At 72.4% G+C, this 23,943-nt stretch carries 21 protein-coding genes, 1 pseudogene and 1 riboswitch; of the genes and pseudogenes, 15 read left to right on the top strand and 7 right to left on the bottom strand.

Annotated elements, in window-relative coordinates; translation table 11 throughout:
- The first annotated feature begins 70 nt into the window (after positions 1-70).
- The 3 genes from QRX60_RS19185 to QRX60_RS19195 are packed head-to-tail and all read left to right on the top strand — an operon-like array spanning position 71 to position 4,383.
- A complete protein-coding gene (locus QRX60_RS19185) occupies positions 71-1,222 on the top strand; it encodes an exonuclease SbcCD subunit D (RefSeq protein ID WP_286002139.1) in 1,152 nt (383 codons plus the stop codon).
- Positions 1,219-4,170, top strand: coding sequence for an AAA family ATPase (locus QRX60_RS19190; RefSeq protein ID WP_286002140.1), 2,952 nt, complete (start codon positions 1,219-1,221; stop codon positions 4,168-4,170). Before QRX60_RS19185 ends, QRX60_RS19190 begins: the two co-directional genes overlap by 4 nt.
- 21 nt (positions 4,171-4,191) lie before the next feature.
- The gene (locus tag QRX60_RS19195) at positions 4,192-4,383 is read left to right on the top strand and encodes a DUF1737 domain-containing protein (protein WP_286002141.1); all 192 of its coding nucleotides are present in this window, start codon (positions 4,192-4,194) and stop codon (positions 4,381-4,383) included.
- A gap of 42 nt (positions 4,384-4,425) precedes the next feature.
- Here QRX60_RS19195 and QRX60_RS19200 read toward each other — a convergent pair whose 3' ends face one another.
- Positions 4,426-5,829: a DNA-3-methyladenine glycosylase 2 family protein gene (locus QRX60_RS19200; RefSeq protein ID WP_286002142.1), complete on the bottom strand. Its 1,404-nt coding sequence runs from the start codon at positions 5,827-5,829 to the stop codon at positions 4,426-4,428.
- Positions 5,830-5,931: 102 nt separating this feature from the next.
- Between QRX60_RS19200 and ychF the strand changes: the two are divergent.
- The 3 genes and pseudogenes from ychF (at position 5,932) to QRX60_RS19215 (ending at position 7,790) form a co-directional block, all read left to right on the top strand.
- Positions 5,932-7,013 (top strand): annotated as a pseudogene (ychF, locus tag QRX60_RS19205) (redox-regulated ATPase YchF).
- Positions 7,010-7,342: a hypothetical protein gene (locus QRX60_RS19210; protein ID WP_286002143.1), complete on the top strand. Its 333-nt coding sequence runs from the start codon at positions 7,010-7,012 to the stop codon at positions 7,340-7,342. Before ychF ends, QRX60_RS19210 begins: the two are co-directional and overlap by 4 nt.
- Positions 7,343-7,388: 46 nt before the next feature.
- Positions 7,389-7,790 carry a DUF1330 domain-containing protein gene (locus QRX60_RS19215; protein WP_286002144.1) on the top strand — a complete coding sequence of 134 codons (402 nt, stop codon included), beginning with the start codon at positions 7,389-7,391 and terminating at the stop codon, positions 7,788-7,790.
- 263 nt (positions 7,791-8,053) lie between these two features.
- Here the strand turns inward: QRX60_RS19215 and QRX60_RS19220 are convergent, their stop codons facing one another.
- Positions 8,054-8,338 carry a 4a-hydroxytetrahydrobiopterin dehydratase gene (locus QRX60_RS19220; RefSeq protein WP_286002145.1) on the bottom strand — a complete coding sequence of 95 codons (285 nt, stop codon included), beginning with the start codon at positions 8,336-8,338 and terminating at the stop codon, positions 8,054-8,056.
- Positions 8,339-8,370: 32 nt separating this feature from the next.
- A riboswitch (TPP riboswitch) is annotated at positions 8,371-8,479 on the top strand.
- A gap of 23 nt (positions 8,480-8,502) precedes the next feature.
- Here QRX60_RS19220 and QRX60_RS19225 point away from each other — a divergent pair.
- The 3 genes from QRX60_RS19225 to QRX60_RS19235 all read left to right on the top strand — a co-directional run bounded on the left by QRX60_RS19225 (position 8,503) and on the right by QRX60_RS19235 (position 12,223).
- Complete coding sequence (locus tag QRX60_RS19225) at positions 8,503-9,552, top strand: thiamine ABC transporter substrate-binding protein (protein ID WP_286002146.1); 1,050 nt, start codon at positions 8,503-8,505, stop codon at positions 9,550-9,552.
- A gap of 95 nt (positions 9,553-9,647) precedes the next feature.
- Positions 9,648-11,204, top strand: a complete 1,557-nt coding sequence (locus QRX60_RS19230) for an ABC transporter permease (protein WP_286003640.1) — start codon at positions 9,648-9,650, stop codon at positions 11,202-11,204.
- On the top strand, positions 11,204-12,223 hold the full coding sequence (locus QRX60_RS19235) for an ABC transporter ATP-binding protein (protein WP_286002147.1): 1,020 nt from the start codon (positions 11,204-11,206) through the stop codon (positions 12,221-12,223). Before QRX60_RS19230 ends, QRX60_RS19235 begins: the two co-directional genes overlap by 1 nt.
- A gap of 53 nt (positions 12,224-12,276) precedes the next feature.
- On the opposite strand, the gene QRX60_RS19240 is transcribed toward QRX60_RS19235, so the two are convergent.
- Genes QRX60_RS19240 through QRX60_RS19250 form a run of 3 tightly spaced genes read right to left on the bottom strand, consistent with a single transcriptional unit; the run spans position 12,277 to position 15,223 of the window.
- On the bottom strand, positions 12,277-13,155 hold the full coding sequence (locus QRX60_RS19240; protein WP_286002148.1) for an ABC transporter permease: 879 nt from the start codon (positions 13,153-13,155) through the stop codon (positions 12,277-12,279).
- Positions 13,152-14,138 (bottom strand): ABC transporter ATP-binding protein, encoded by a 987-nt coding sequence (locus tag QRX60_RS19245; protein WP_286002149.1) that lies wholly within the window; start codon positions 14,136-14,138, stop codon positions 13,152-13,154. The genes QRX60_RS19240 and QRX60_RS19245 overlap by 4 nt, the downstream gene beginning before the upstream one ends.
- Positions 14,135-15,223 (bottom strand): LolA family protein, encoded by a 1,089-nt coding sequence (locus QRX60_RS19250; protein WP_286002150.1) that lies wholly within the window; start codon positions 15,221-15,223, stop codon positions 14,135-14,137. The genes QRX60_RS19245 and QRX60_RS19250 overlap by 4 nt, the downstream gene beginning before the upstream one ends.
- A 148-nt stretch (positions 15,224-15,371) precedes the next feature.
- Here QRX60_RS19250 and QRX60_RS19255 point away from each other — a divergent pair, with 148 nt between their 5' ends.
- The 3 genes from QRX60_RS19255 (at position 15,372) to QRX60_RS19265 (ending at position 17,967) form a co-directional block, all read left to right on the top strand.
- Positions 15,372-16,088 (top strand): response regulator transcription factor, encoded by a 717-nt coding sequence (locus QRX60_RS19255; RefSeq protein ID WP_286002151.1) that lies wholly within the window; start codon positions 15,372-15,374, stop codon positions 16,086-16,088.
- Positions 16,085-17,404, top strand: coding sequence for a sensor histidine kinase (locus QRX60_RS19260; RefSeq protein ID WP_286002152.1), 1,320 nt, complete (start codon positions 16,085-16,087; stop codon positions 17,402-17,404). Before QRX60_RS19255 ends, QRX60_RS19260 begins: the two co-directional genes overlap by 4 nt.
- 164 nt (positions 17,405-17,568) lie before the next feature.
- Positions 17,569-17,967, top strand: coding sequence for a (deoxy)nucleoside triphosphate pyrophosphohydrolase (locus QRX60_RS19265; RefSeq protein WP_286002153.1), 399 nt, complete (start codon positions 17,569-17,571; stop codon positions 17,965-17,967).
- Positions 17,968-18,016: 49 nt separating this feature from the next.
- Here QRX60_RS19265 and trpS read toward each other — a convergent pair whose 3' ends face one another.
- Complete coding sequence (gene trpS / locus QRX60_RS19270; protein ID WP_286002154.1) at positions 18,017-18,982, bottom strand: tryptophan--tRNA ligase; 966 nt, start codon at positions 18,980-18,982, stop codon at positions 18,017-18,019.
- A 254-nt stretch (positions 18,983-19,236) separates the two neighbouring features.
- On the opposite strand from trpS, the gene QRX60_RS19275 reads away from it, so the two are divergent.
- Entirely contained in the window at positions 19,237-19,536 is a 300-nt protein-coding gene (locus tag QRX60_RS19275; RefSeq protein ID WP_286002155.1) for a YciI family protein, read from the top strand.
- 3 nt (positions 19,537-19,539) lie between these two features.
- On the opposite strand, the gene QRX60_RS19280 is transcribed toward QRX60_RS19275, so the two are convergent.
- A complete protein-coding gene (locus QRX60_RS19280) occupies positions 19,540-19,689 on the bottom strand; it encodes a hypothetical protein (RefSeq protein WP_286002156.1) in 150 nt (49 codons plus the stop codon).
- A gap of 192 nt (positions 19,690-19,881) precedes the next feature.
- Between QRX60_RS19280 and typA the strand changes: the two genes are divergently transcribed.
- Together typA and QRX60_RS19290 are read left to right on the top strand one after the other, a co-directional pair.
- Positions 19,882-21,807: a translational GTPase TypA gene (gene typA, locus QRX60_RS19285; RefSeq protein WP_286002157.1), complete on the top strand. Its 1,926-nt coding sequence runs from the start codon at positions 19,882-19,884 to the stop codon at positions 21,805-21,807.
- A 384-nt stretch (positions 21,808-22,191) separates the two neighbouring features.
- Positions 22,192-23,928 carry an ABC transporter family substrate-binding protein gene (locus tag QRX60_RS19290; RefSeq protein WP_286002158.1) on the top strand — a complete coding sequence of 579 codons (1,737 nt, stop codon included), beginning with the start codon at positions 22,192-22,194 and terminating at the stop codon, positions 23,926-23,928.
- Positions 23,929-23,943 lie beyond the last annotated feature (15 nt).

A 23,943-nucleotide genomic window follows, 5' to 3' on the forward strand; every position in this document is an offset into this window, starting at 1 on the left:
TACACACGTTCGAGTGAGGAGGCGGCGAGTCTCCGCGGTTTCGTCGGGGCCGGGTCGTACCTTGGCCCCCGTGAGATTCCTGCACACCTCCGACTGGCACGTCGGGCGCACGTTCCACGGCGCCGATCTGCTCGCGGAACAGGAAGCGGTGCTCGGGCACCTCGCCGACCTCGTGGCCGGCGAGGAGGTCGACGCCGTCCTGGTGGCAGGCGACATCTACGACCGCGCGGTGCCGTCGGCCGAGGCCGTCCGGGTGGCGACCGCGGCGGTCGCGCGGATCCGCGCCGCCGGCGCGCGACTGGTCGTCACCCCCGGGAACCACGACTCCGCGCCGCGGCTCGGCGCCTTCGCGGAGTTCGCCGCGGCGGGCGGGCTGCACCTGCGCACCACCGTCGGCGGCCTGGCCGAGCCGGTGCTCCTGGACGATCGCCACGGCCCGGTCGCCGTCTACGGAATCCCTTACCTGGAGCCGGAACCGGCGCGCCACGCGCTGGGCGTGCCGGACGCGCGCGGCCACACCGGCGTGCTCACCGAGGCCATGCGGCGGATCCGCGCGGACCTCGGAACCCGGCCGGGCGCCCGGTCGGTCGTGCTCGCGCACGCGTTCGTCACCGGCGGCGAACCGACCGAGTCCGAGCGCACGATCGCGGTCGGCGGCGTCGAGCAGGTGCCCGGCTCGGTCTTCGACGGCGTCGACTACGTCGCGCTCGGCCACCTCCACGGACCGCAGACGCTCGCCGAGCACCTGCGGTACTCCGGCAGCCCGCTGGCGTACTCGTTTTCCGAGGCACGGCAACGCAAATCGGTCTGGCTGGTCGACCTGGACGCGAGCGGGCTCGCCGAAGTCCGCCGGCACGAACTGCCGGTGCCGCGCGCGCTGGCCACCCTCCGCGGGCAGCTCGAAGACCTGCTCGCGGACCCGGCGCACGACGAGCTCCTGGACCACTTCCTCTCGGTCACGGTCACCGACCCGGTCCGCCCGGTGGACGCGATGCGGCGGCTGCGCGGGCGCTTTCCCCACGCGGTGCACCTGGAGTGGGAACCCGAAGGCGGGTACAGCGGCGCCCCGCTGCGGTACTCCGACGCCGTGCGCGGCCGGTCGGACATCGATATCTCGCGCAGCTTCCTCGACGACTGCCGCGGTGCCGCGCCGACCGAGAGCGAAGAGCGGCTCCTGTTCAAGGCCCTGGAAGCGGCCGACCGGGAGGCCCTCGCGAAATGAGGCTGCACAGGCTGGAGGTCGAAGCCTTCGGGCCGTACTGCGCACGCGAAGTGGTCGACTTCGACGTGCTCGGCGCCGACGGTCTCTTCCTCCTGCACGGCGAAACCGGCGCGGGCAAGACCACGTTGCTCGACGCGATCGCGTTCGCGCTGTTCGGCGTGGTTCCCGGTGCGCGCAACGAAGCCAAGCGGCTGCGCTGCGACCTGGCCGAGCCCGACCAGGTCACCGAGGTCGCGCTGGAGCTCACCGTGCAGGGCCACCGGCTGAAGATCGTCCGCAACCCGGAGTACCAGCGGCCGAAGCGGCGCGGCGAAGGCACGACCACCCAGCAGGCGCGGGTGTCGCTGAGCTGGGCCGGCACCGCGCCGGCCGGGCTCCCGCCGGAGGGCCTGATCCGGATCGAGGAGGTCGCGCGCACCGTCGAGCGGCTGCTCGGGATGACCGCGGCCCAGTTCTTCCAGGTGGTCCTGCTGCCGCAGGGCGAGTTCGCCCGGTTCCTGCGCTCGGACACCGCCGAGCGCGAGAAGCTGCTGGAGCGGCTCTTCGGCACCGAGCGCTTCGCCGACGTCGAACGCTGGTTCGCCGACCTGCGGGCCGAGCGGGGCCGGGAACTCGAGCAGCAGCAAGGAAAAGTGCGCGAACTGCTGGCCCGCTACGCGCAGGAGGCCCAGCAGGACCCGCCCGAGACCGATGTCGGCGAGTGGGTCGCCACCGTGCTGGCGGCCTCCGCCGAACGCGCCGGGCAGGTCACGGCGGAGGAGGAACGCGCGCGCTCGGCGGCCCGGCGCGCGGACGTCTACCTCCAGGAAGAGCGCGCCGGTGCGGAGAAGATCCGCCGGGTCCGCACCGCGCACCTGCGGCTCCTCGAGATCACCGAGCAGGCGCCACAACGCGCCGAGTGGGCCCAGGAGGTCGCGGCCGCGCGCCGGGCCGCCGGGGTCGCCGTGGAGGCCGACCTGCTCGACCGGCGCGCGGCCGAGCTGGCCGAAGCCGAGCAGGCGGAGAAGGCACGCGGCGCCCAGCTGCGGGAGTTCGGCACCCGGGCCACCGGCGACCTCAAGGCGCGGGCGGCCACCGCGCGGGAAGAAGCCGGCGCGGTCGCGGAGCTCGTCGCCGAGGCCGAGCAGCAGCAGCTCGACGTCATGCGGCGGGACGACCGGAAGCTGGCCGCCGTCACGGCCGGGCAGCAGGTCGAAGAGCTGACCGCCGAGCTGGCCGCCATCCCCGGCCAGCTGGCCAAGCTGCGGGCGGACGCGCTCGAGGCGGCCGAAGCCGAGGCGAAGCTCGACGGCGCGCGCGCCCGGGTGGACGAGCTGAGGGCCTTCGCGCGCGACGCGGCCGAGCTGCCCGAGGCCCGCGCGAAGGTCGAGCGGGGCGAGGCGAAGCTGCGCGAAGTCGTCGACACGCACCAGGCGGCCCGGCAGCACCGGCTCGACCTGCGCGAGCGGCGGCTCGACGGCATGGCGGCCGAGCTGGCCGCCGCGATGCCGGACGGCGCGCCCTGCCCGGTCTGCGGGTCGGCCGAGCACCCGGCACCGGCGAACCGGGACGTCGCACTCGTCGACCCCGCCGAGGAACGTGCGGCCGAGGAGGCCGAGCAGGCCGCCGACGCGGTGCGGCAACGGGTCGTCGTCGCGCTGGAAGAGGCGAAAGCGCGGCTGGCGGGCTTGCTGGAACGGCTGGGCGAGCGCACGGCCGAGTCGATCACGGCGGAGCTGGCCGAGGCCCGCACGGCGGTCACTTCCCTGACGCAGCTGGCGGCCGGGAAGGCGAAGCTGGGCCAGCAGGTCGTGCTGCTGGAACGCGACCTCGAGCTGCGGACCGAACGCCGCCGCCGGGCCGAACAGGCGGCGACCGAGGCCACGACCGACGTCCGGGCCCTGGAAGAACGGCTGGCCGAGCGCGAACGCCGGCTCGTCGCCGGGCGCGGCGACTTCGCGGACGTCGGTGCCCGGCGGGAGCACCTGGTCGGGCTGGCCGAGGCTCTCGAAGGGGTCGCCGAGGCCCGGACGGCCGTCGCGGGCGCCCGCGAGCGCGTCGCCCAGCAGCGGGCGCTGGTCGAGGCGGCGGTCAAGGCGAAGGGGTTCACGTCGCTGAAGAAGGCTCGCGCCGCGATGCTGCCGGACGAGCAGATCGAGAAGCTGGAGCAGGGCATCGCCGAGGCCGAGGCCGCCGCGGCGGGAGCACGGGCGCTGCTGTCCGAGCCGGACCTCTTCGGGATCTCGCCGGACGACGTCGCGGACGTCGGCCGCGCGACCGACGCGGCCCAGCTGGCGCGGGCGCGCGCCGACTCGGCATTCGCGGCGCTGCGGGTGGCGACCGCTCAGCACGAGGAGCTGACGCGGCTGGCCGGCCTGCTGCGCAAAGCCCTCGCCGGCCTCGCCCCGGCCGAAGCGGCGTACGCCGAGCTGCGCGCGCTCGCGGACGTCGTCAACGGCCGTGGGCAGAACAGCCGGAAGATGTCGCTGCGCTCGTACGTGCTGGCGGCGCGGCTCGAAGAGGTGGCGGTCGCGGCCACCCACCGGCTGCGCACGATGAGCCAGGGGCGGTACTCGTTCGTGCACTCGGACGCGGCCGGGGCGCGCGGCACCCGCGGTGGGCTCGGCATCGACGTGCTGGACGACTACTCGGGCACCATCCGCCCGGCGAAGACCCTGTCCGGCGGCGAGTCGTTCCTCGCGTCGCTGGCCCTGGCGCTGGGGCTGGCCGACGTCGTCGCCGGCGAGACCGGCGGCGCGCTGCTGGACACGCTGTTCGTCGACGAGGGGTTCGGCACACTGGACGCCGAAACCCTCGACGTGGTGATGAACATCCTCGACGAGCTCCGTGCGGGCGGCCGGGTGGTCGGCCTGGTGTCCCACGTCGAGGAGCTGCGGCAGCGCATCCCGACGCGGCTGCGGGTCCGGAAGTCCCGCACGGGCTCGACGGTGGAGGTGCGCGCCGGTTGAGGATTCGGCCAAGATGAAGCCATGACGGACCAGCCGCCGAACGGCCTGCCCCGCTACCGCCTGCTCACCGGCCCGGACGACGCGAAGTTCTGCCACCGGGTCAGCGAGGCGCTCGACCTCGGCTACCGCCTGCACGGCTCGCCGGCCGCGACGTTCGACGGCGCCCAGGTGATCGTCGCGCAGGCGCTGCTGTGGCACGGCGAGCAGGGCTGACACCGGCGCGCGGGCGGGGACGCTCCGGCCGGCAAAGCACCGTCAGCTGAGTCCGGCCGCCGCCTGGCGGAGATACCTGCCCGCGTACGAGCACCACGGCGTCCACGCCCGCGCGCGCTCGGCCAGCGAGTCCGGCGCCACGCCCAGCGCCTCGGCGCCTCGCCAGATCGCGGCGTCCTCCGCCAGCAAGACGTCCGGGGCGCCGAGGACGCGCATCAGCACGTAGTCCGCCGTCGACGGGTCGATGCCCGGGCACGCCAGCAACTCCTCCCGCAGGTCCGCCGCGTCGCGGCCGACGTGCACGTCCAGGCGGCCGTCGGCCAGCGCGTCGATTCCCGCGTGGTCCGGCAGCACCGCCGCGACCTGCGCCGCGGTCGGGAACAGGCGCGTCACGCCCCACTCGCCCGGGATCTCCTCGCCGAGCGAGGCCGGGACCCGGTCGTCCAGAAGAGCCCGGAGCACCAGTTCTTCGCCGTCGACGGTGCCCGGGACCCGGATCCCCGGCACGGCCTCGACCACCGGTGCCAGCGCGGGATCTGCACCGAGGACCCGGGTGACCGCCGCCGGGTCGGCGTCGAGGTCGAGCAGCCGGCGCACCCGGCTGACCGCGCTGCCGAGGTCGCGCAGGTCGGCCAGCAGCAGCTCGCAGCGCACGTGGTCCGGCTCCGGCGTCAGCCGGACGACGCCGGTGCCGTGCGCGAGCCGCAACGTCCGTGCGTAGGAGACCGAAGTCACCTCTTCGACGCCCGGAACCGCGTGGGCGGCGAAGAAGCGAAGCAACCCGGCAGCGTCGAAAGGCGGCCTGAACGGCAATCGCAGGCTGAGGCGCGTTCCGCCCCCGTCGCCGTGACGTCCACGTCGCGAAGCGGCGAAGGCGCGAAGCTGCGACGGCGTCGTCGCGAACACCTCGCGGATCGTCTCGTTGAACTGCCGGACGCTGGAGAAGCCCGCCGCGAACGCGACGTCCGTCAGCGGCAGTCCCGACATCTCGATCAGCAGCCGGGCCGAGTGCGCGCGGTGCGCCCGGGCCAGCGCGAGCGGCCCCGCGCCCAGCTCGGCGGTCAGCACCCGGCCGAGCTGGCGTTCCGAGTAGCCGAGCCGCCGCGCGAGACCCGGGACGCCTTCGCGCTCCACGGTCCCGTCGGAGATCAGGCGCATCGCCCGCGCGGCGAGGTCGGCGCGCACGTTCCAGTCCGGCGAGCCCGGCACGGCGTCGGGCAGGCAGCGGCGGCAGGCGCGGAAGCCGTTGGCCTGCGCGGCCGCCGACGTCGGGAAGAAGCGGACGTTCTTCACCTTCGGCGTCGACGCCGGGCACGACGGACGGCAGTAGATGCCGGTGGTGCGCACGGCCATGATGAACTGGCCGTCGAAGCGCGAGTCGCGGGCGGTGACCACGCGGTAGCAGCGCTCGGCGTCCCGCCAGAGTGCGAGCGTTTCGGTGACCATGGATCCGAGCATGCCAGCAGGTCAGCGCCGTCGCTGGCGGAAATCCGACGCGGCGTTGGGCGCGTGGGCCGCGGTCGGGCGAGACACGTAGACTGCGGGGTCGTGAGCCTCACCCTCGGTATCGTCGGCCTGCCCAACGTCGGCAAGTCCACCCTGTTCAACGCGCTGACCCGCAACGACGTGCTCGCCGCGAACTACCCGTTCGCGACGATCGAGCCGAACGTCGGCGTCGTGCCGCTGCCGGACCCGCGGCTGGAGAAGCTGGCCGAGCTGCACAAGTCGGAGAAGATCGTGCCGGCTGTGGTGTCCTTTGTGGACATCGCGGGCATCGTGAAGGGCGCGTCCGAGGGTGCCGGGCTGGGCAACAAGTTCCTCGCGAACATCCGTGAGGCCAACGCGATCTGCCAGGTCATCCGCGTGTTCGACGACCCTGACGTGGTGCACGTCGACGGCCGGATCGACCCGTCGAGCGACATCGAGACGATCAACACCGAGCTGATCCTCGCCGACCTGCAGACGCTGGACAAGGCGCTGCCGCGGCTGGAGAAGGAAGCGCGGACGAAGAAGGAGAACAAGCCCGCGCTGGACAACGCGCAGAAGGCGAAGGAGATCCTCGACGCCGGGCGCACGCTCTTCCAGGCGCAGAAGGAGGTCGACTTCGACGCCCTCCGCGAACTGAGCCTGCTCACCACGAAGCCGTTCCTCTACGTCTTCAACGCCGACGAGTCGGTGCTCACCGACGAAGCCCGCCGCGAGGAGCTGACCAAGCTGGTCGCCCCGGCGGACGCGGTGTTCCTCGACGCGAAGGTCGAGGCGGAGCTGCTGGAGCTGGACGACGAGGAGTCGGTGCGCGAGCTGCTCGAGTCGGTCGGCCAGCCGGAGCCGGGCCTGTACTCCCTGGCTCGCGCGGGTTTTCACACGCTCGGCCTGCAGACGTACCTGACGGCGGGCCCGAAGGAGTCCCGCGCGTGGACGATCCCCAGGGCGCGACGGCCCCGCAGGCGGCGGGCGTGATCCACACGGACTTCGAGCGCGGCTTCATCAAGGCGGAGATCGTCTCGTTCGACGACCTGATGGCGGCCGGCTCGATGGCGGCGGCCCGGGCGGCGGGCAAGGTCCGCATGGAGGGCAAGGACTACATCATGGCCGACGGCGACGTGGTCGAGTTCCGCTTCAACGTGTGAGCCGTCCGCTGACGCCGGCCGAGCGGGAGGCGCTGACCTTCCTGCTCGACGGCGACTTCCCGGGCGCGGTCGAGCTTCGCGCCCAAGCGGGCACGGCGCGGGTCACCGGCCGGTGCGGCTGCGGGTGTCCGACGATCGACCTCGCCGTCGACGACGACCTGCCGGCGGCCCGGCTCGCCGGGCGAGTGGTCGTGGAGGCCGGTGCGCCGGACGGCGGGCTCATCGTGTTCGCCGATGACGGACGCTTGTCCGGGCTCGAATACTGGACCGTGAGCGACGAGGTGCCGGCCGGGTTCCCGCCGCCGGACCGGATCGAGCGGGCCGGGTAGCGAGAGCACCAGGCTCCGCACGAGCTGCTCTGTCACGCTCGAAGCCGTGACTGCCTATGTGATCTCCGAGGTCGAAATCCTCGACGAAGCCCAGGCTCAGCGCTACCGCGAACTCGCTCAAGCCTCGATCGAAGCCCACGGAGGCCGCTACCTCGCGAGAGGCGCGACACCGACCGTGCTCGAAGGAAGCTCCGAGCGGAAAGTGATCATCGTCGAGTTCCCGGACCGGGAGACCGCCGAACGCTGGTACCGCTCCGACGACTACGCCGCCGCGCTGAAGATCAGGGCGACGGCGCTCGAGCGGCGGCTACTGCTGGTCGATGGGGTCGGCTCAGCCGAGGAGACCCAGCAACGCGATCGCGATCAGCACCACCGCGGGGGCGAGGGTGTTGATCCAGGCGCGCTGGGCGGGGGTGAGGGTGGTGGTGCTGTTCATGGCGTTTCCTAGGGCCGAAACCGATGCTTCCGCCCTGCTCAGCGCGCTGATCATGGTCTTCGTTAGCGGCTGTGATCGAACTCACCGGCGGGGCTCAGCCGTCCGGGTGACGGCGCGAGCGGACCGTGAACCAGAGCACGCCCCCGGCCGCCGCCACCATCGTCGCGAATGCCGCCGTGCCCACCACGATCGCCTGGGTCATCTCGTCTCTCCTCCGTGAGTCGTTTACCGAGAGACGCCCAAACCGTGATTTCGTGCACTGTGAGTAGCCGGGGTCACAGTCCCGCGAGCACCGAGTCGATCTGCCCGGCCAGGTCGAAGTCCTTCGCCGTCAAACCGCCCGCCGAGTGCGTCGAAAGCCGGAACGTCAGCGTGCGCCAGCGGATGTCGATGTCCGGGTGGTGGTCGGCGGCCTCGGCCAGCACCGCGACGCGGTCCACCACCTCGATCGCCTGCGGGAAGCTCGCCAGCTCCACCTCGCGGGAGATCACCGCTCCGGAACGCGTCCAGCCCGTGCCCAGTCGTGCGTCGGCCTCGGAGTCGCTCAAGATTTCCGTCATGCCTCCATCGTCCTGCGTCCTGGACTACGCTGCACGGTTGCCACGGGAGTCCGGTCGAGCCGGGCTGAGAGGCGGGGTCACCCGCGACCGTTCGCACCTGACCGGATCATGCCGGCGAAGGGAGGGCTTCACCCTCCTCGTCCGGCGAAGTGCAGGAGGGGTAGATGAAAAGCAGGGCTGTGCGCGCCGCGACGGCCATCGCCGTCGTCAGCGCCGTCGCCGCGGGGTGCTCGCTGTCGAACGGTGACGGTGGCCCGCAGCAGACGCCCACCGTCACCCTCGTGACGCACGACTCCTTCCTGGCGCCGCAGGAGGTGCTCGACGCCTTCCAGAAGCAGTCGGGCATCAAGGTCTCCGTGCTCAAGCAGGGCGACGCCGGTTCGCTGACCAACAAGCTGGTGCTGACGAAGGCCAACCCGATCGGCGACGTCGCGTACGGCGTCGACTCGACCTTCGCCTCCCGCGCGCTCGCCGAGGGCGTCTTCGAGCCCTACACCAGCCCCGAGGCCGACCGCGGGCCGCAGCGCTACGCCGTCGACCCCGAGCACCGGCTCTCCGCGGTCGACGTCGGTGACGTCTGCGTCAACGTCGACACGAACTACTTCACGGCGAAGGGCATCCCGGCGCCGTCGTCGTACGAGGACCTCGCCGACCCGAAGTACAAGGACCTGCTGGTCGCCGAGGACCCGGCGACGGCGTCGCCCGGCCTGGCGTTCCTCCTCGGCACCATCGCGAAGTACGGCGAGGCCGGCTGGAAGGACTACTGGGCGAAGCTGAAGGCCAACGGGCTCAAGGTGGTCAGTGGCTGGGAAGAGGCCTACACCAAGGACTTCTCCGGCTCGTCCGGCAAGGGGCCGCGGCCGATCGTCGTCTCGTACGCGTCTTCGCCGGCCGCCGAGGTGGGCGACGACGGCAAGCCGCGCACCAAGGCGCTGCTCGACACCTGCTACCGGCAGGTCGAGTACGCCGGCGTGCTGGCGAACGGCAAGCAGGCCGAGAGTGCGCGCAAGGTCGTCGACTTCCTGCTCTCGCAGCAGTTCCAGGCGACGGTGGCGGCCAACATGTACGTCTACCCGGCGCGCCAGGGCGTCGACCTGCCCGCCGGCTGGGCCCAGGTCGCGCCGCTGCCGCAGAAGCCGCAGACGCTGCCCGCGGACCAGGTCCAGGCCGGACGCGAGAAGTGGATCGGCGAATGGCGCACGCTCGTGCAGTGACGTCCGGGACCCCGCCCCGGGCCGGGAGCCCTCGAAAAGCGCCGGTCCTGACCCCGCCGCGGACCGCTCGCGGGCTCGGCCTGGCGCTGCTCGGGCTGGCCCCGATCGGGTTCCTGGTGGTGTTCTTCGCCTGGCCGGTGCTGGCGATCGTCGGCCGCGGGTTCGCCGCGGGCGGGCTCGACACGGTCCTCGGCGACGCGCGGACCTGGCAGCTGGCCGGGTTCACGGTGGCGAGCGCGGCCGCGTCGACGCTGGTGGCGGTGGTCGCCGGGGTGCCGGTGGCGTTCCTGCTGGCCCGGGTGAAGCTGCCCGGCGTCGGCCTCGCGCGGACGCTGGTGCTCGTGCCGTTCGTGCTGCCGACCGTCGTCGTCGGGCTGGCGTTCCGGGCGCTCTGGCCGGACGGCGGCGTGCTGCCGATCGTGCTGGCCAACGCGTTCTTCAACGTCGCCGTCGTCGCGCGGACCGTCGCCGGGCTGTGGGCGCGGCTGGATTCGCGCACGACCGACGCCGCCCGCGCGCTGGGCGCGTCGCCGTGGCGGGCGTTCCGCTCGGTGACGCTGCCGGCGCTGGCGCCCGCGATCGCTTCCGCCGCGGCCGTCGTGTTCCTGTTCTGCGCCACCAGTTTCGGGGTCGTGCTGATCCTCGGCGGGGCCCGGTACCGGACCCTGGAGACCGAGATCTACCTGCGGACCGTCGACCTGCTCGACCTCTCCGGTGCGGCGGCACTCTCGCTGATCCAGTTCGCGGCCGTGGTCGCCGCGCTGGTGCTCGGCGGGCTGGCGCGGCGGCGCAAGGACGGCGCGCGGATCGGGTCCGGCAGTGCGCGGCGTCCCCGCGGCGGCGAGTGGTGGGTTGCCGGTGCGGCAGGTGTCGTGCTGGCCTTGCTGCTGACGCCGATCGTCGCGCTGCTCGCCGAATCGGTGTCCGCTCCGGATGGCTGGAGCTTCGCTGGTTATCGAGCGTTGACGGGCACCGGTGAGAGGGGCGCGCTGCAGGTCTCGGGCTGGGACGCCGCGCTCAACTCGCTGAAGGTCGCCGTCGACGCGACGCTGCTCGCGATGGTCGTCGGCGTGCTCGCGTCCGTGGTGCTGGTGGCGCTGCGGCGCTCGCCCGCGAAGTCCGCGCGCGGGCTCGGCGAGACGATGGACGCCGTGCTGATGCTGCCGCTCGGGGTGTCCGCGGTGACCGTCGGGTTCGGCTACCTGGTGACGCTCGACGCGCTGCCCGGCGACCTCCGGACGTCGCCGTACCTGGTGCCGCTGGCCCAGGCGCTGGTGATCATCCCGCTCATCGTCCGGATGGTGCTGCCGGTGCTGCGCTCGGTCGACGTCCGGCTGCGGCAGGCCGCGTCGACGCTCGGCGCGAGCCCGCTGCGGGTGTGGCGGGAGATCGACCTGCCGCTGACGCTGCGGCCGCTGGTGGCGGCCGCCGGGTTCGGGTTCGTCGTGGCGCTCGGCGAGTTCGGCGCGACGAGCTTCCTCGCCCGGCCGACGGCGCCCACGCTGCCGGTGGCGGTCGCGACGCTGATGGGGCGCCCGGGGGAGCTGAACAACCAGATGGCGTACGCCGCGTGCGCGCTGCTGATGCTCGTGACGGTGCTGGCGGTCGCGCTGATCGACCGGCTCGGACGCGGCCGGGTGGGGGAGTTCTGATGGCGTTGTCGGTGCGGGACCTGACCGTCCACTACGGATCGTTCGCGGCGGTGCGCGACGTCCGCCTGGACATCGCCGACGGCGAGGTGCTGGCGCTGCTCGGCCCGTCGGGGTCGGGGAAGTCGACGCTGCTGCGCGCGATCACCGGCCTCGAGCCGTCGGCGCGCGGGTCGGTGAGCTGGGACGGCGACGACCTCGGTGCGGTGCCGGTGCACCGGCGCGGGTTCGGGCTGGTGTTCCAGGACGGCCAGCTGTTCGGCCACCGCGACGTCGCCGCGAACATCGCGTTCGGCCTGCGCATGCACGGCGTGCCGCGGTCTTCTTGGGCACCCCGGGTCGCCGAGCTGCTGGCGCTGGTGGGTCTCACCGGCTTCGAAAAGCGCCGGGTGACGGAGTTGTCGGGCGGCCAGGCCCAGCGGGTGGCGCTGGCCCGTGCGCTGGCGCCGAAGCCGCGGCTGCTGCTGCTCGACGAGCCACTGTCCGGTTTGGACGCCGGGTTGCGCGAGCAGCTGGCGATCGACCTGGCGGACCTGTTGCGGCGCAGCAAGATCACGGCACTGCTGGTGACGCACGACCAGGAGGAGGCGTTCACGCTGGCCGACCGGGTCGCGGTGCTCGACGCTGGCGAGGTCCGCCAGGAGGGTGCGGTCCGGCGCGTGTGGCGCAACCCGGCGGACGACGACGTGGCCCGCTTCCTCGGCGTGACGACGTTCGTGGACGGCGTCGTGGCGGGCGGAGTGGTGCACACGGCGCTGGGTGACGTCGCGCTCCCGGACGCCGACGACGGCCCGGTGCGGCTCGGCCTGCGCCCGCACGCGCTGCGGGTGGCGGACTCCGGAGCGAGTGGGGAAGTGGTGGCGGCGGTCCACCGCCGCGAGCACGTCCGGCTCGTGGTCAAGCTGGCGGAGTCCACTGTGGACGCGGTCGCCCCGGCGGCCTCGGACCTGCGGGCGGGCGACTCCGTGCGACTGGAACTGGACCCGGACGGCGTCGCGCTGGTCGGCCCCGCAAGTCCGTGAATGTCGCATTGAGGGACTTCAAGTCCCTCAATGCGACATTCACGGACTTGGTCTCAGCCGTCGCGGGTGGACAGCCGGGCGTAGGCCAGCGAGAGGCCGATCACGATGTAGCACGCCGCCCGCAGGGCGCCTTCGCCCAGCATCTGGCCGCCCATCGGGTCCTGCAGCACCTCAGCCGGGGCTACCGACCAGTTCTGCGTCAGCAGGAACGGGTGCAGCCAGTCCAGCGAGGTCAGGAACCCGAGGATCGTGAACACGATGTCGGCCGCCAGGACCGACGCCACCACCAGCATCGGGTGCTCGGTCCAGCTGGAGATCGCCAGCGCCACCGCGCCGACCGCCCACAGCTGGAGCACCACCCAGCCCGCCATCAGCAGGATCCGGGCCAGCGCGCCGCCCAGCGACAGCGTCGTGCCCGAGAGCGTGAACAGCGAGTCCGTGCCGTTGATGATCAGCCCGGTCACCACGCCGGTCACGCACATCGCCAGCACCGAGACCACCGACACCGTCGCGACGCCGAACGCCTTGACCGCCAGCAGGCGGCCCCGCCCGACCGGCGCGATCAGCCAGCCGCGCAGCGTGCCGTGTGCCGTCTCGCCCGCGATCGCGTCCGCGCCGGCCATGGCCGAGGCCAGCGGCAGGAGCAGCGCCAGCGACATCACGACCGCCGCGATCGGCAGGACGAACGCGTTGTTCACCGCGGACGCCAGCAGCGCACCGCCGCCGTTGTCCGGGCCGCCGCCACCCGCCGGGCTTTCGGACACCAGCGTCAGGCCGATGCCGATGACGATCGGGATCAGCGCCAGGAGCCCGAGCACGGCCAGGGTGCGCGGCCGGCGGAAGATCCAGCGCAGCTCCGCGGCCAGCAGCCGGGTCAGCGGCACCGTGTCGTGGCCCGTGCGGGCCGCCGGTGCTTCGAGGACGGCGGTCATCCCGATCCCTCCACAGTGGACTCCGTCAGCCGGGCGAACAGGTCTTCCAGCCCGGTGCGGGCCCGCGTCGCCTCGTGGACCGCGACCCCCGCGCCCACCAGGACCTGCAGCACCCGCGGCGCTTCCGTCGCCGTGAGGTCGGCGCGGACGCCGTCCGGCGTGAGCCGGGCGCCGATCCGGTTCTCCCGCAGCACCTCCACCGCCCGTTCCGCGTCCGGCGTGCGGACCAGCAGGGCCGCGTTCCCGGACTCCAGCAGCTCGGCCAGCTCGCCCTGCGCGACGACGTTCCCGGCCTGCAGCACGGCGACGTGCGTGCACGTCGCCTCCACCTCGGCCAGCAGGTGCGACGACACGAGCACGGTGACCCCGGCGGCGTGCAGCTCGGCCACGATCCTGCGGATCTCCCTGGTACCCGCAGGATCGAGGCCGTTGGTCGGCTCGTCGAGCACCACCATCTTCCGCGGCACGAGCAACGCTGAAGCGAGCCCGAGCCGCTGCTTCATGCCGAGCGAATAACCCTTGTACCGCCGGCGCGCGGCGACGGTCAGCCCGACGCGCTCGAGCGCCGAGTCGACGGCTCCCGGGATCCCGGCCGACGTCAGCTGCGGTTCAGCCGCGGCGAAGCGCAGCAGGTTGTCGCGGCCGGACAGGAACGGGTGGAAGCCCGGTCCCTCGACCAGCGCGCCGACGTCCGGCAGCGCGTGCGCGGCGGCGTCCGGCATCGGGCGGCCGAGCAGCTCGACCTCACCCTCGGTCGGCCGGACCAGGCCGAGCAGCATCCGGATGGTGGTCGTCTTGCCCGAGCCGTTCGGCCCGAGCATCCCCACGACCGCGCCCTCCGGGATGTCGAGGTCGACGTGGTCCACCGCGACGGTGCTGCCGTAGACCTTGCGCAGCCCCCGGGTGCGCGCGGCCAGGGGAACCGCCGGAGCGGACGCCTCCGAAGAGACGTCCGCTCCGGACTCGACTGCAGTGCTGGTCACTTCTGGCCCAGCGCTTCGTAGAGGACCTGCTCCGGCACCGCACCGGCGGCGAACCGCCCGTCGTCGGTCAGCACCGCGGTGCCCACCTTCGTGGTGACGAGGTAGCCGCTGCCCCAGGCGCCGCTGACCTTCTTGGCGAACCGCTCGAGCAGCGCCTTCGGGTCGGCGTTGGCCTTGCGGTCACCGGAGGCCTTGGGCGCCGCGTTCAGCGCATCCGCCGGCACCTTGCCGGTGACGACGGTGTCCCAGCCGTCGCCGACGATCTTGGTGTCCTGCTTCGCCTGCTCGGCGAGCGCCTTGTCCTTCTGGTCGACCGCCGGCGTCTTCTCCTGCACCTTGGCGCCCTTCGGCGGGGTGAAGGTGAAGAGGTCGGCCGGCTGCTGGGTGAACTCGATCTCGCTGAACGCGACCTCGAGCGCCGGCGTCGACGTGCCGTTGCTGAGCACCGACACCCGCAGCGGCATCCGCGTCTGCGAGTCGACCGCGACGCGGATCTCGCGCAGCAGAGTCCGCTCGCTCGGCTTCGGCGTCAGGACCAGCTCGTAGGCCGGGCGGTCGGCGACGGTCGCGGTGCCGTCGACCGACACCGTGCTGCTCTCGCGGACCTTCGCCAGCAGCTCGGTGCTCGCGGCGACCGGGTCGGGCGTCTTCTCACTGCCCGCGCCCTTCTGCTTGGCCACGTCGGCCGGGATGGTCACCTTCGTCGCGGTGTTCGTCTTGGAGCTGTAGTCCCAGACGGTCGTGCCGTCGTGGACGACGGTCTCCTGGCTGGCGCCCTGCGTGGCGGCCAGGCGGCTCTTGCCGGCGCCGTCGCTGAAGATGTGCGCCGAGTCGATGTTCAGCGCCGACGCCCCCGGCAGCGCGTTGCCCACCGAGGGCAGCCCCAGGTCGTTGCTGATCTTGACCGTGCCGTCGAACGCGCCCGGCTTCGCCTTCAGCACCGACTGCACCAGGTCCTCGGCGCTCACCTGCGGCAGCGCCGGCTTGTCGTCGGCGCTGGCCGGCATCGCGATGAACGCGAGCCCGCCCGCACCGAGCGCGGTGCCGACGACCGCGGCGGTGATGCCCTTCGTCTTCGGTTTCATGCAGCTCTCCCTGTGGTGTTCCCGGACTCGAGTGTGCCCGGCTCCCTGACACCGACGCTTCCCTCTCGAGGCTGAGATACCCCTGAAGGTTCTCCCTCTCCGGCTGAGATCGCGCTGAGAGCTGACGCGCGACCTGCGCAAACCGGCCATGATGAACCTCGTGAAACCTCGGGTGCTGGTGGTCGACGACGAACCGGGCGTGCGGAAGGCGCTGCAACGCGGGCTGCGCGCGGAGGGGATGGACGTGGTCACCGCCGCGGACGGCCCCACCGGGCTGCAGCTGGCGAGCACCGGCTCGTTCGACGTCGTGCTGCTCGACATCATGCTGCCGGGCCTGTCCGGCTACCGCGTGCTGGAGCGGCTGCGCAAGGACGGCGTCGCGACGCCGGTGCTGCTCGTCTCGGCCAAGGACGGCGAGATCGACCAGGCCGACGGCCTCGACCTCGGGGCCGACGGCTACCTCGTCAAGCCGTTCTCCTTCGTCGTGCTGGTCGCGCAGGTCCGCGCGACCCTGCGCCGCGCCGGGCCGGAGGCCGGCCGGGGGACGCTGCGCCTCGGCGCGCTGGAGGTCGACCGCGGGCTGCGGCAGGTGCACTGGAACGGCGAGGAGGTCGCGCTGAGCCCGCGCGAGTTCGCGCTGCTCGAGGTGCTCGTCGGCCGGGCCGGCACGGTCGTCACGAAGGACGAGCTGCTGCGCGCGGTCTGGGGCGAGGAGCAGGCCGTGACGCGCAACCTCGTCGAGGTGTACGTCGGGTACGTGCGGCGCAAGCTCGACGCAGTCGGCGCCGGCGCGTTGCTGCGGACCGTGCGCGGGCACGGCTACCTGGCCTCCGACGCGCAGCTCGACGAGGTCATCACCCCGTGATCTCGTGGTGGCGGGGCCGCTCCCTGCAGGTCCGGATCACCGTCCTGGCCGTGACGATCACCCTGGCCTGCCTGCTCGGGCTGGCCGCGCTGGCGGCGGCGAAGCTGTCGCCGCTGCTCATCGACTCGGTCGACCGAGAGCTGTCCGGTGCCCTCGGCCCGGCGGGCGCCGAGGTGAGCGCCGGGCGGCCGCTGTCCGGCGCGGCGCCGGTGACGCTGCGCGTGCTCGACATCGCCGGCATGCCGCTGGACGGGGGCCCGCCCGCCGGGCTCTCTCCTGCGGACGTTTCGACGCTCAAGGCCGGGCAGCCGGTCCAGCGCGACGGCGCGCGGTACCTGGGCACGGTCGTCAGCGCGCCGGACGGGTCGCAGCGGCTGGTCGTCGCCGGGGCCGGCCTGGTCGGGTTCTCCGCCGCGGTGCACTACGGCGGCGTGTGGCTGGTGGTCGTCGCGTCGGTCGGGGCGCTGGTGGCGGGGCTGGCGACGTGGCTGGTGGTGCGGCTGTCCCTGCGGCCGGTGGCGCGCATGCGGGGCTCGGTGCGCGCGCTGCCGCCGGGGGCGCGGCTCGCGCTGCCGGACTCGCACGACGAGCTGCGCGCGCTGGCGGAGGAGTTCAACGCGCTGCTGGAGCGGCAGGAGCAGGCCAGCGACCGGCTCCGGCGCTTCACCGGCGACGCGGCCCACGAGCTGCGGTCGCCGGTCGCGTCCATCCGGGTGCAGGCCGAGGTCGCGGTGACGAACCCGGATCCGGAGCTGGCCCAGGAGACGCTGTCGGACATCTTGACGGAGGCCGAGCGGCTGTCGTCGCTGCTGGACGGGCTGCTGTCGCTGGCCCGGTCGGACGCGGGGGAAGTGCCGCCCGCCGCGCCGGTCGAGCTGGTCAGCGAGGTGCGCGCGGCGGTGGCGAGGCTCCCGGCGGGGGCGCCGGAGACGCGGGTGAGCAACGCGGTCCCGCAGGCCTGGGCGTCGGCCGCGCACGCCGAGGTGGAGCTGGTGCTGGACAACCTGCTGCGCAACGCGTGCCGCTACGCGCACGGCGAGATCGTGGTGTCGGTGCTGGCGTCGCGGTCGTCGGTCCGGGTGGTGGTCGACGACGACGGCCCGGGCATCGCGCCGGAGCACCGCGAGAAGGTGTTCGACCGGTTCTACCGGATCGCGGACGACCGGGCGCGGTCGTCGGGCGGGACGGGGCTGGGGCTGGCGATGGTGGCGGAGACGGTCCGGCGCCGCGGGGGCCGGGTCCAGGTGGGCGAGTCCCCGGACGGCGGCGCGCGGTTCGTGGTGGTCTGGCGCGCGGCCGCGGGAGAGGCCGGTTGAGGGCTTGCACCGGGCCGGGGAAAGCGCCCCAAGGTGGCCTTGGTTGCGTTCAACGCACCGAAGGCCGCCTTGGGTGCGTCGAGCGCACCGAAGGCCACATTGGGGCGCTTGCCGAAGCTGCGTGGTGCGGCCGCCGGAGGGGCTTCCGGGTAGATTCCGGGGCTGTGAACGGTGTGATCGTGGGTGCCGCCCTCGTGCGCGACGGCAAGTTGCTCGCCCAGCAGCGGGCCTGGCCGCCGGGGCACGCGGGGCAGTGGGAGCTGCCGGGAGGGCGGGTCGAGGAAGGCGAGTCCGAGGCCTTCGCCCTGGCCCGCGAGTGCAGCGAAGAGCTCGACGTCGTCATCGAGGTCGGGGCGCGCGTCGGGGAAGACGTCCCGCTGCCCGGCGACAAGGTCCTGCGCATCTACGCCGCGAAGCTCGTTTCGCCCGGTGAAGAACCGCGCGCGGTGGAGCACCTCGCGGTCCGATGGCTCGGGCCCGACGACCTCGACGACGTCGACTGGCTGCCCGCCGACCGCCTGCTGCTGCCCGCCTTCCGCGACCTCCTCGACCAAGAGCCGTGAATGTCGCATTGAGGGACTTCAAGTCCCTCAATGCGACATTCACGGCTCTTCAACAGGCGCCGATCATCCGCAACGCCGCGTCGAGCCGGTGCGAGCCGCGCTCCCGCGCGCGTTCCGCACCCGCCTTGCGGACCCGGTTGAGCTCCGCGACGTCGTCGAGCAGCGTCGACGCGCGTTCGCGCAGCGGGCGCAGCTCCTCGATCACGGCGTCGGCGACGGCGTCCTTCACCGCTCCGTACGAGGAGAACTCCTCCGCCAGGTCGGCCGGCGCGCCACCCCGGCAGGCGGCCAGGATCTCCAGCAGGTTCGCCATCCCCGGGCGGGTGTCCGGGGCGTGCACCGGCACCGTCCCGCCGTCGGTGACCGCGCGGCGGATCTTGCGGCGGATCTGGTCGGGCTCGTCGAGCGCGAACACCACGCCCACCGCGTCGCGCGCCGACTTCGACATCTTGCGCGTCGGGTCGGCGAGGTCCTTGACGCGTGCTCCCGCCGGCGGGAGCACCGCCCGCGGGATGGTGAACACGTCGCCGTAGGTGCCGTTGAACCGCTTGGCCAGCGTGCGCGTCAGCTCGACGTGCTGGCGCTGGTCCTCGCCGACCGGCACCTCGTCCGCGCCCTGCAGCAGGATGTCCGCGGCCATCAGCGCCGGGTAGGTCAGCAGCGACAGCCGCACCCCGGCCTGGCCCTTGGACTTCTCCTTGAACTGGATCATCCGCGCCGCCTCGCCGTAGTTGCAGGTGCACTCCAGGACCCAGGTCAGCGCGCCCAGCTCGCGGGCCAGGTCGGACTGGACGAACACCCGCTCGGGATCGATCCCGGCGGCGATCAGCACGGCGAGCTGCTCGCTCGCCAAGGATCGGAGTTTCGCCGGGTTGTGCGGGGTCGTCATGCCGTGCAGGTCGGCGACGAAGTAGAGGTCCTCCGCGCCACCTTCACGAGCCCAGCGGCGCACGGCACCGAGGTAGTTGCCGAGGTGGACGTGACCCGACGGCGTGATCCCGGACAGCTTGCTCATGTGTCTTCCTTCCGAGGGGGACCACCCCGGAGAAGGCACGAAAAAGGCCGCCCGTCCGGGGCGGCCGCTGGTTTCAGCGCAGGTTCGAAGGGCCGCCGGAGGGCGGCCACCACTGTGCTGTCTGCGCGTGCATACGGCGACTATAGCGGACCGCACGCGGCCGGAGCGGGGGTTTCGCCCGATCCGTCACCTCTTCGCATCGACGCGCCGTGCGAGGGGTGTGGTGGCCGCCCGGCGGAGTTACCTTCATAACCATGTATGTCGTCCTGCTGAACTACACGGCCCCCATCGAGGAGATCGACTACGCCCTCCCCGACCACGTCGAATGGCTGACCAAGCAGTACGAGCACGGTTACTTCCTGGCGTCCGGGCGGCGGAAACCGCGGGTCGGCGGGGTCATCATCACGCGGCCGATGAACCGCGGGAAGCTGGACGCCATCCTGGCGTCGGACCCGTTCTCGGTGAAGCACCTCGCGCAGTACGAGGTGATCGAGTTCTCGCCGACGAAGACCGCGCCGGAGCTGCGGGAGCTCAACGAGGCGGTGGCGCGCTGAGAGCTAGGCGGCGAGGTCCAGCTTCGCCTTCTTGAGGGCCAGCACCGGGCACTTCTTGCAGCGTGGTTTCGACCGGCAGCACTTCTTCTTGACCTTGCCGGCCTTCATCAGCTTGCGCACGACCTTCCTCGGGTCGGCCGGCTTCTTGCCCACGCGCACGCTCCTCGGATCGGCGACCTTCACCGGGTTTCCACGTTAGGTCAGCCTAACCGTCATGGGGGCGTGGGGCCGCTCACAATGGGGTGGCAGGTATCCTGGGTGAGGTCCGCGTGTGACCAGAGCCGGTCACAGGATGCCTGACGGGCTTACGCGGCCACCCACCCTTTGAAGTTCAGGAGTCTTCGCGTGCCCGCAGCCAGCGCTACCGTCGAAACCGGCCGGCCGACCGGTAAGACCCGGCCCGACCTGCGCAACGTCGCGATCGTCGCCCACGTCGACCACGGCAAGACGACCCTCGTCGACGCGATGCTGCGCCAGTCCGGCGCCTTCGCCGAGCGGGCCGAGCTCGTGGACCGGGTGATGGACTCGGGCGAGCTCGAGCGCGAAAAGGGCATCACGATCCTGGCGAAGAACACCTCGATCCACCGCCAGACGCCCGAGGGGTCCGTGACGATCAACGTCATCGACACCCCCGGCCACGCCGACTTCGGCGGCGAGGTCGAGCGCGGCCTGGCCATGGTCGACGGCGTCGTCCTGCTGGTCGACGCCAGCGAGGGCCCGCTCCCGCAGACCCGCTTCGTGCTGCGCAAGACCCTCGAAGCCGGCCTGCCGGTGATCCTGCTGGTCAACAAGACCGACCGCCCCGACGCCCGGATCGCCGAGGTCGTCGAGGAGACCCACGACCTGCTGCTCGAGCTGGCCAGCGACATCGAGGACGCCGACCACGACGCGATCCTCGACCTGCCGGTCGTCTACGCCTCCGCGCGTGCCGGCAAGGCGAGCCTGGAGCAGCCCGCCGATGGGGAGATCCCCGAGAGCGAGAACCTCGACCCGCTGTTCGACACCCTGCTCCGGCACGTGCCGCCGCCCGCCGCCGACCTCGACGCCCCGCTGCAGGCGCTGGTCACCAACCTCGACGCGTCGAACTTCCTCGGCCGCATCGCGCTGATCCGCATCCACGCCGGCCGGCTGCGCAAGGGCCAGACCGTGGCCTGGATGCGCGAAGACGGCACGGTGCAGAACGTCCGCATCTCCGAGCTGCTGGTCACCGAGGCGCTGACCCGCGTCCCGGCGACCGAGGCCAGCGCCGGCGAGCTCGTCGCCATCGCGGGCATCCCGGACATCACGATCGGCGACACCCTCGCCGACTCCGAGAACCCGGTGGCGCTGCCCCGGATCACCGTCGACGAGCCCGCGATCTCGATGACCATCGGCGTCAACACCTCGCCGCTGGCCGGGCGCAACGGCGGCGACAAGGTCACCGCGCGGCTGGTCAAGGCCCGCCTCGACCAGGAGCTGATCGGCAACGTCTCGATCCGCGTGCTGCCGACCGAGCGCCCCGACACCTGGGAGGTCCAGGGTCGTGGCGAGCTGGCGCTGGCGATCCTCGTCGAGCAGATGCGGCGCGAGGGCTTCGAGCTGACCGTCGGCAAGCCGCAGGTGGTGCTGCGCACGATCGACGGCAAGCTGCACGAGCCGTTCGAGCGCCTCTACATCGACTCGCCGGAGGAGCACCTCGGCGCGATCACCCAGCTCCTGGCCGCCCGCAAGGGCCGCATGGAGGACATGAGCGGCAACGGCACCGGCCGGATCAAGCTGGAGTACGTGCTCCCGTCGCGCGGCCTGATCAGCTTCCGCACGGACTTCCTCACCGAGACCCGCGGCACCGGCATCGCGAACCACGTGTTCGAGGGCTACTTCCCCTGGGCGGGTGAGATCCGCACCCGGCACAGCGGCTCCTTGGTCGCCGACCGCACCGGCCCGGTCACCGCGTACGCGATGATCCAGCTGGCCGACCGCGGCACCTTCTTCGTCGAGCCGGGCGCCGAGGTGTACGAGGGCATGGTCGTGGGCGAGAACCCGCGCTTCGAGGACCTCGACATCAACATCACCAAGGAGAAGAAGCTGACCAACATGCGTCAGTCCTCCGCCGACGTGATGGAGACGCTGGCCCGCCCGCGCAAGATGGGCCTGGAAGAGGCGCTGGAGTTCTGCTCGGTCGACGAGTGCGTCGAGGTCGCGCCCGAGGTCGTCCGGGTCCGCAAGGTCACGCTGGACGTCAACACCCGCGCGAAGGAGCGTTCGCGCGCGAAGAGCCGCGACAACAGCTGAATCAGTCGAATATCGCGTAAAAACCTCCCGGTGTATCCCGCCGGGAGGTTTTTGCATTGCCGGCCGGTCACCCTGGGTGGATAATAGACCGACACGAAGTCACGAATTCCGGTGTTCTTCTCCTTATATCTTTATAGGGGCTTTCGCGGAATCGACGCCTGGTGTTCACCACCGGGTCGACCCCGTCCCGTGTCCCGGGCGTGTTCGTTCCGCCGTTCCGGAACGGTCCGGGAACCCGGACGGTCCTCCGCGCGTCTTTTCGACAGCGCCCACCTCGGGGCGCCGGGCCCGGCCGATCCGGGTACGGGAATCCCGGTTCCGGCCGCGGACGCGGTCGTGGGAGCATGGCTGACCCGATCGGGGAGAATCTGGGAGGAACGGGGCGTGCGGGTGAATCGCAAGGCGGTGCCGGTGCTGGCGCTCGCGACCGTGCTGGTCACCGCCTGCTCGAACACCCCGCCACCGCCGGTGGTGTCCTCGTCGGTCCCGCCGGCGTCGACCACCGGGAAGACGCCGTCGCAGATCGTCGTCGGGGTCGACGACGTGCTCGGCGGGTACAACCCGCACAACCTGGCCGACTCCTCGCAGGTGACCTCCGCGCTGTCGCAGCTGCTGCTGCCCTCGGTGTTCCGCCAGAAGGACGACGGCAGCACCCAGCTCGACGAGAACCTGATGAAGTCCGCGCAGGTGGTCTCCCAGCAGCCGTTCGTGGTCGCCTACGAGATCCGGCCGGACGCGTCCTGGTCCGACGGCGCGCCCATCGCCGCCGAGGACTTCGACTACCTGCGCACCCAGATGCGCGACCAGCCGGGCGTCATCGGGCCCGCCGGCTACCGGCAGATCACCGACCTGCAGTCCCGCGAAGGCGGCAAGCGCGTCGAGGTCACCTTCGCCAAGCCGTACCCCGGCTGGCAGACGCTGTTCTCGGACCTGCTGCCCGCCCACCTGCTCAAGGACGCACCCGACGGCTGGCGCGGGGCCCTGGCCTCGAACTTCCCGGCCATCGCCGGCCCGTTCTCGATCAAGAGCCTGGACACCGCCCGCGGCGAGGTGATCCTCGAGCGCAACGAGCGCTACTGGGAGAAGCCCGCGGCGATCGACCGGATCGTGCTGCGCCGCTCGGACCAGAACACCCTGCTGGCGGCGCTGCGCAGCGGCAACGACCAGTTCGCCCTGGCCAGGACCACCGGCGACGAGCTCAAGCTGCTCGGCGAGCTCGGCCCGGCCGTGCAGCTGCACACCGTGGCCCGGCCCCTGGTGGCCGATGTGCTGCTGCGGCCGGTCAGCGCGACGCTCCACGACACGCAGGTCCGCGCCGGGGTGGCCGCGCTGATCGACCGGTCCAAGCTGATCACCGAAGGCGTCAACGGCGGCCCGTCGTCGCAGCTGCACGCCGACGCGCAGGTCAAGGCGCCGTCGGTGACCGGGTACACCGCGACCATCCCGCCCGGCCCGCCGACAGCGCCCGACGTCGCCAAGGCCGAGGAGTCGCTGAAGGCGGCCGGCTACGCCAAGACCGCGGGCACCTGGCGCAAGAACGGCAAGGCGCTTTCGCTGGTCATCGCCTCGCCCGGCACCCAGGAGCCGTACGCGACGATCGCCAAGGAGCTCACCAGCCAGCTCGTCGCGCAGGGCGTCGAGGTCAACGCGATCACGCCGCAGCCGCGCGACCTGTTCAGCGGCCTGCTCGCGATGCCGGTGGCCGGCGGGGTCCAGCAGCCGACCGGGGACTCGGCGGGCAGCGTCGGGGTCGACATCGCGGTCGTGCCCCAGGCGGTCGGCGGCGACACGGCGTCGGTGCTCGCGTCGACCTTCGGCTGCCGCCCGGAGCAGACGGCGTCGGGGACGGACACGACGAAACCCGTCGTTCCGGGCAATTCGGCGGGCTTCTGCGATCCGTCGCTGCAGTCGTCGATCGACGCGGCGCTGTCCGGGGCGACGCCGATCGCCGAGGCCCTGACCACCCTGGAGCCTGAACTTTGGCGCCAGAACGTGGTGCTCCCGCTGTTCCAGCTGGCTGACACCCTGGCGATCGGTTCGGGCATCTCGGGCGTCACGCCGGGTCCTCCGATGGTGGGCCCTTTCGGGTCCGCCGTGAACTGGACTCGCGGCCCGAAGTAATCGCTCGGCTACGCA

The organism is Amycolatopsis mongoliensis (assembly GCF_030285665.1).
Lineage (GTDB): Bacteria > Actinomycetota > Actinomycetes > Mycobacteriales > Pseudonocardiaceae > Amycolatopsis > Amycolatopsis mongoliensis.

Bases quoted from the DNA above. Each gene is read 5' to 3' on its own strand.
- QRX60_RS19190 (WP_286002140.1), top strand. From the start codon at position 1,219: ATGAGGCTGCACAGGCTGGAGGTCGAAGCCTTCGGGCCGTACTGCGCA.
- QRX60_RS19195 (WP_286002141.1), top strand. From the start codon at position 4,192: ATGACGGACCAGCCGCCGAACGGCCTGCCCCGCTACCGCCTGCTCACC.
- QRX60_RS19200 (WP_286002142.1), bottom strand. From the start codon at position 5,829: ATGGTCACCGAAACGCTCGCACTCTGGCGGGACGCCGAGCGCTGCTAC.
- QRX60_RS19220 (WP_286002145.1), bottom strand. From the start codon at position 8,338: ATGACGGAAATCTTGAGCGACTCCGAGGCCGACGCACGACTGGGCACG.
- QRX60_RS19225 (WP_286002146.1), top strand. From the start codon at position 8,503: ATGAAAAGCAGGGCTGTGCGCGCCGCGACGGCCATCGCCGTCGTCAGC.
- QRX60_RS19235 (WP_286002147.1), top strand. From the start codon at position 11,204: ATGGCGTTGTCGGTGCGGGACCTGACCGTCCACTACGGATCGTTCGCG.
- QRX60_RS19240 (WP_286002148.1), bottom strand. From the start codon at position 13,155: ATGACCGCCGTCCTCGAAGCACCGGCGGCCCGCACGGGCCACGACACG.
- QRX60_RS19250 (WP_286002150.1), bottom strand. From the start codon at position 15,223: ATGAAACCGAAGACGAAGGGCATCACCGCCGCGGTCGTCGGCACCGCG.
- QRX60_RS19255 (WP_286002151.1), top strand. From the start codon at position 15,372: ATGATGAACCTCGTGAAACCTCGGGTGCTGGTGGTCGACGACGAACCG.
- trpS (WP_286002154.1), bottom strand. From the start codon at position 18,982: ATGAGCAAGCTGTCCGGGATCACGCCGTCGGGTCACGTCCACCTCGGC.
- QRX60_RS19275 (WP_286002155.1), top strand. From the start codon at position 19,237: ATGTATGTCGTCCTGCTGAACTACACGGCCCCCATCGAGGAGATCGAC.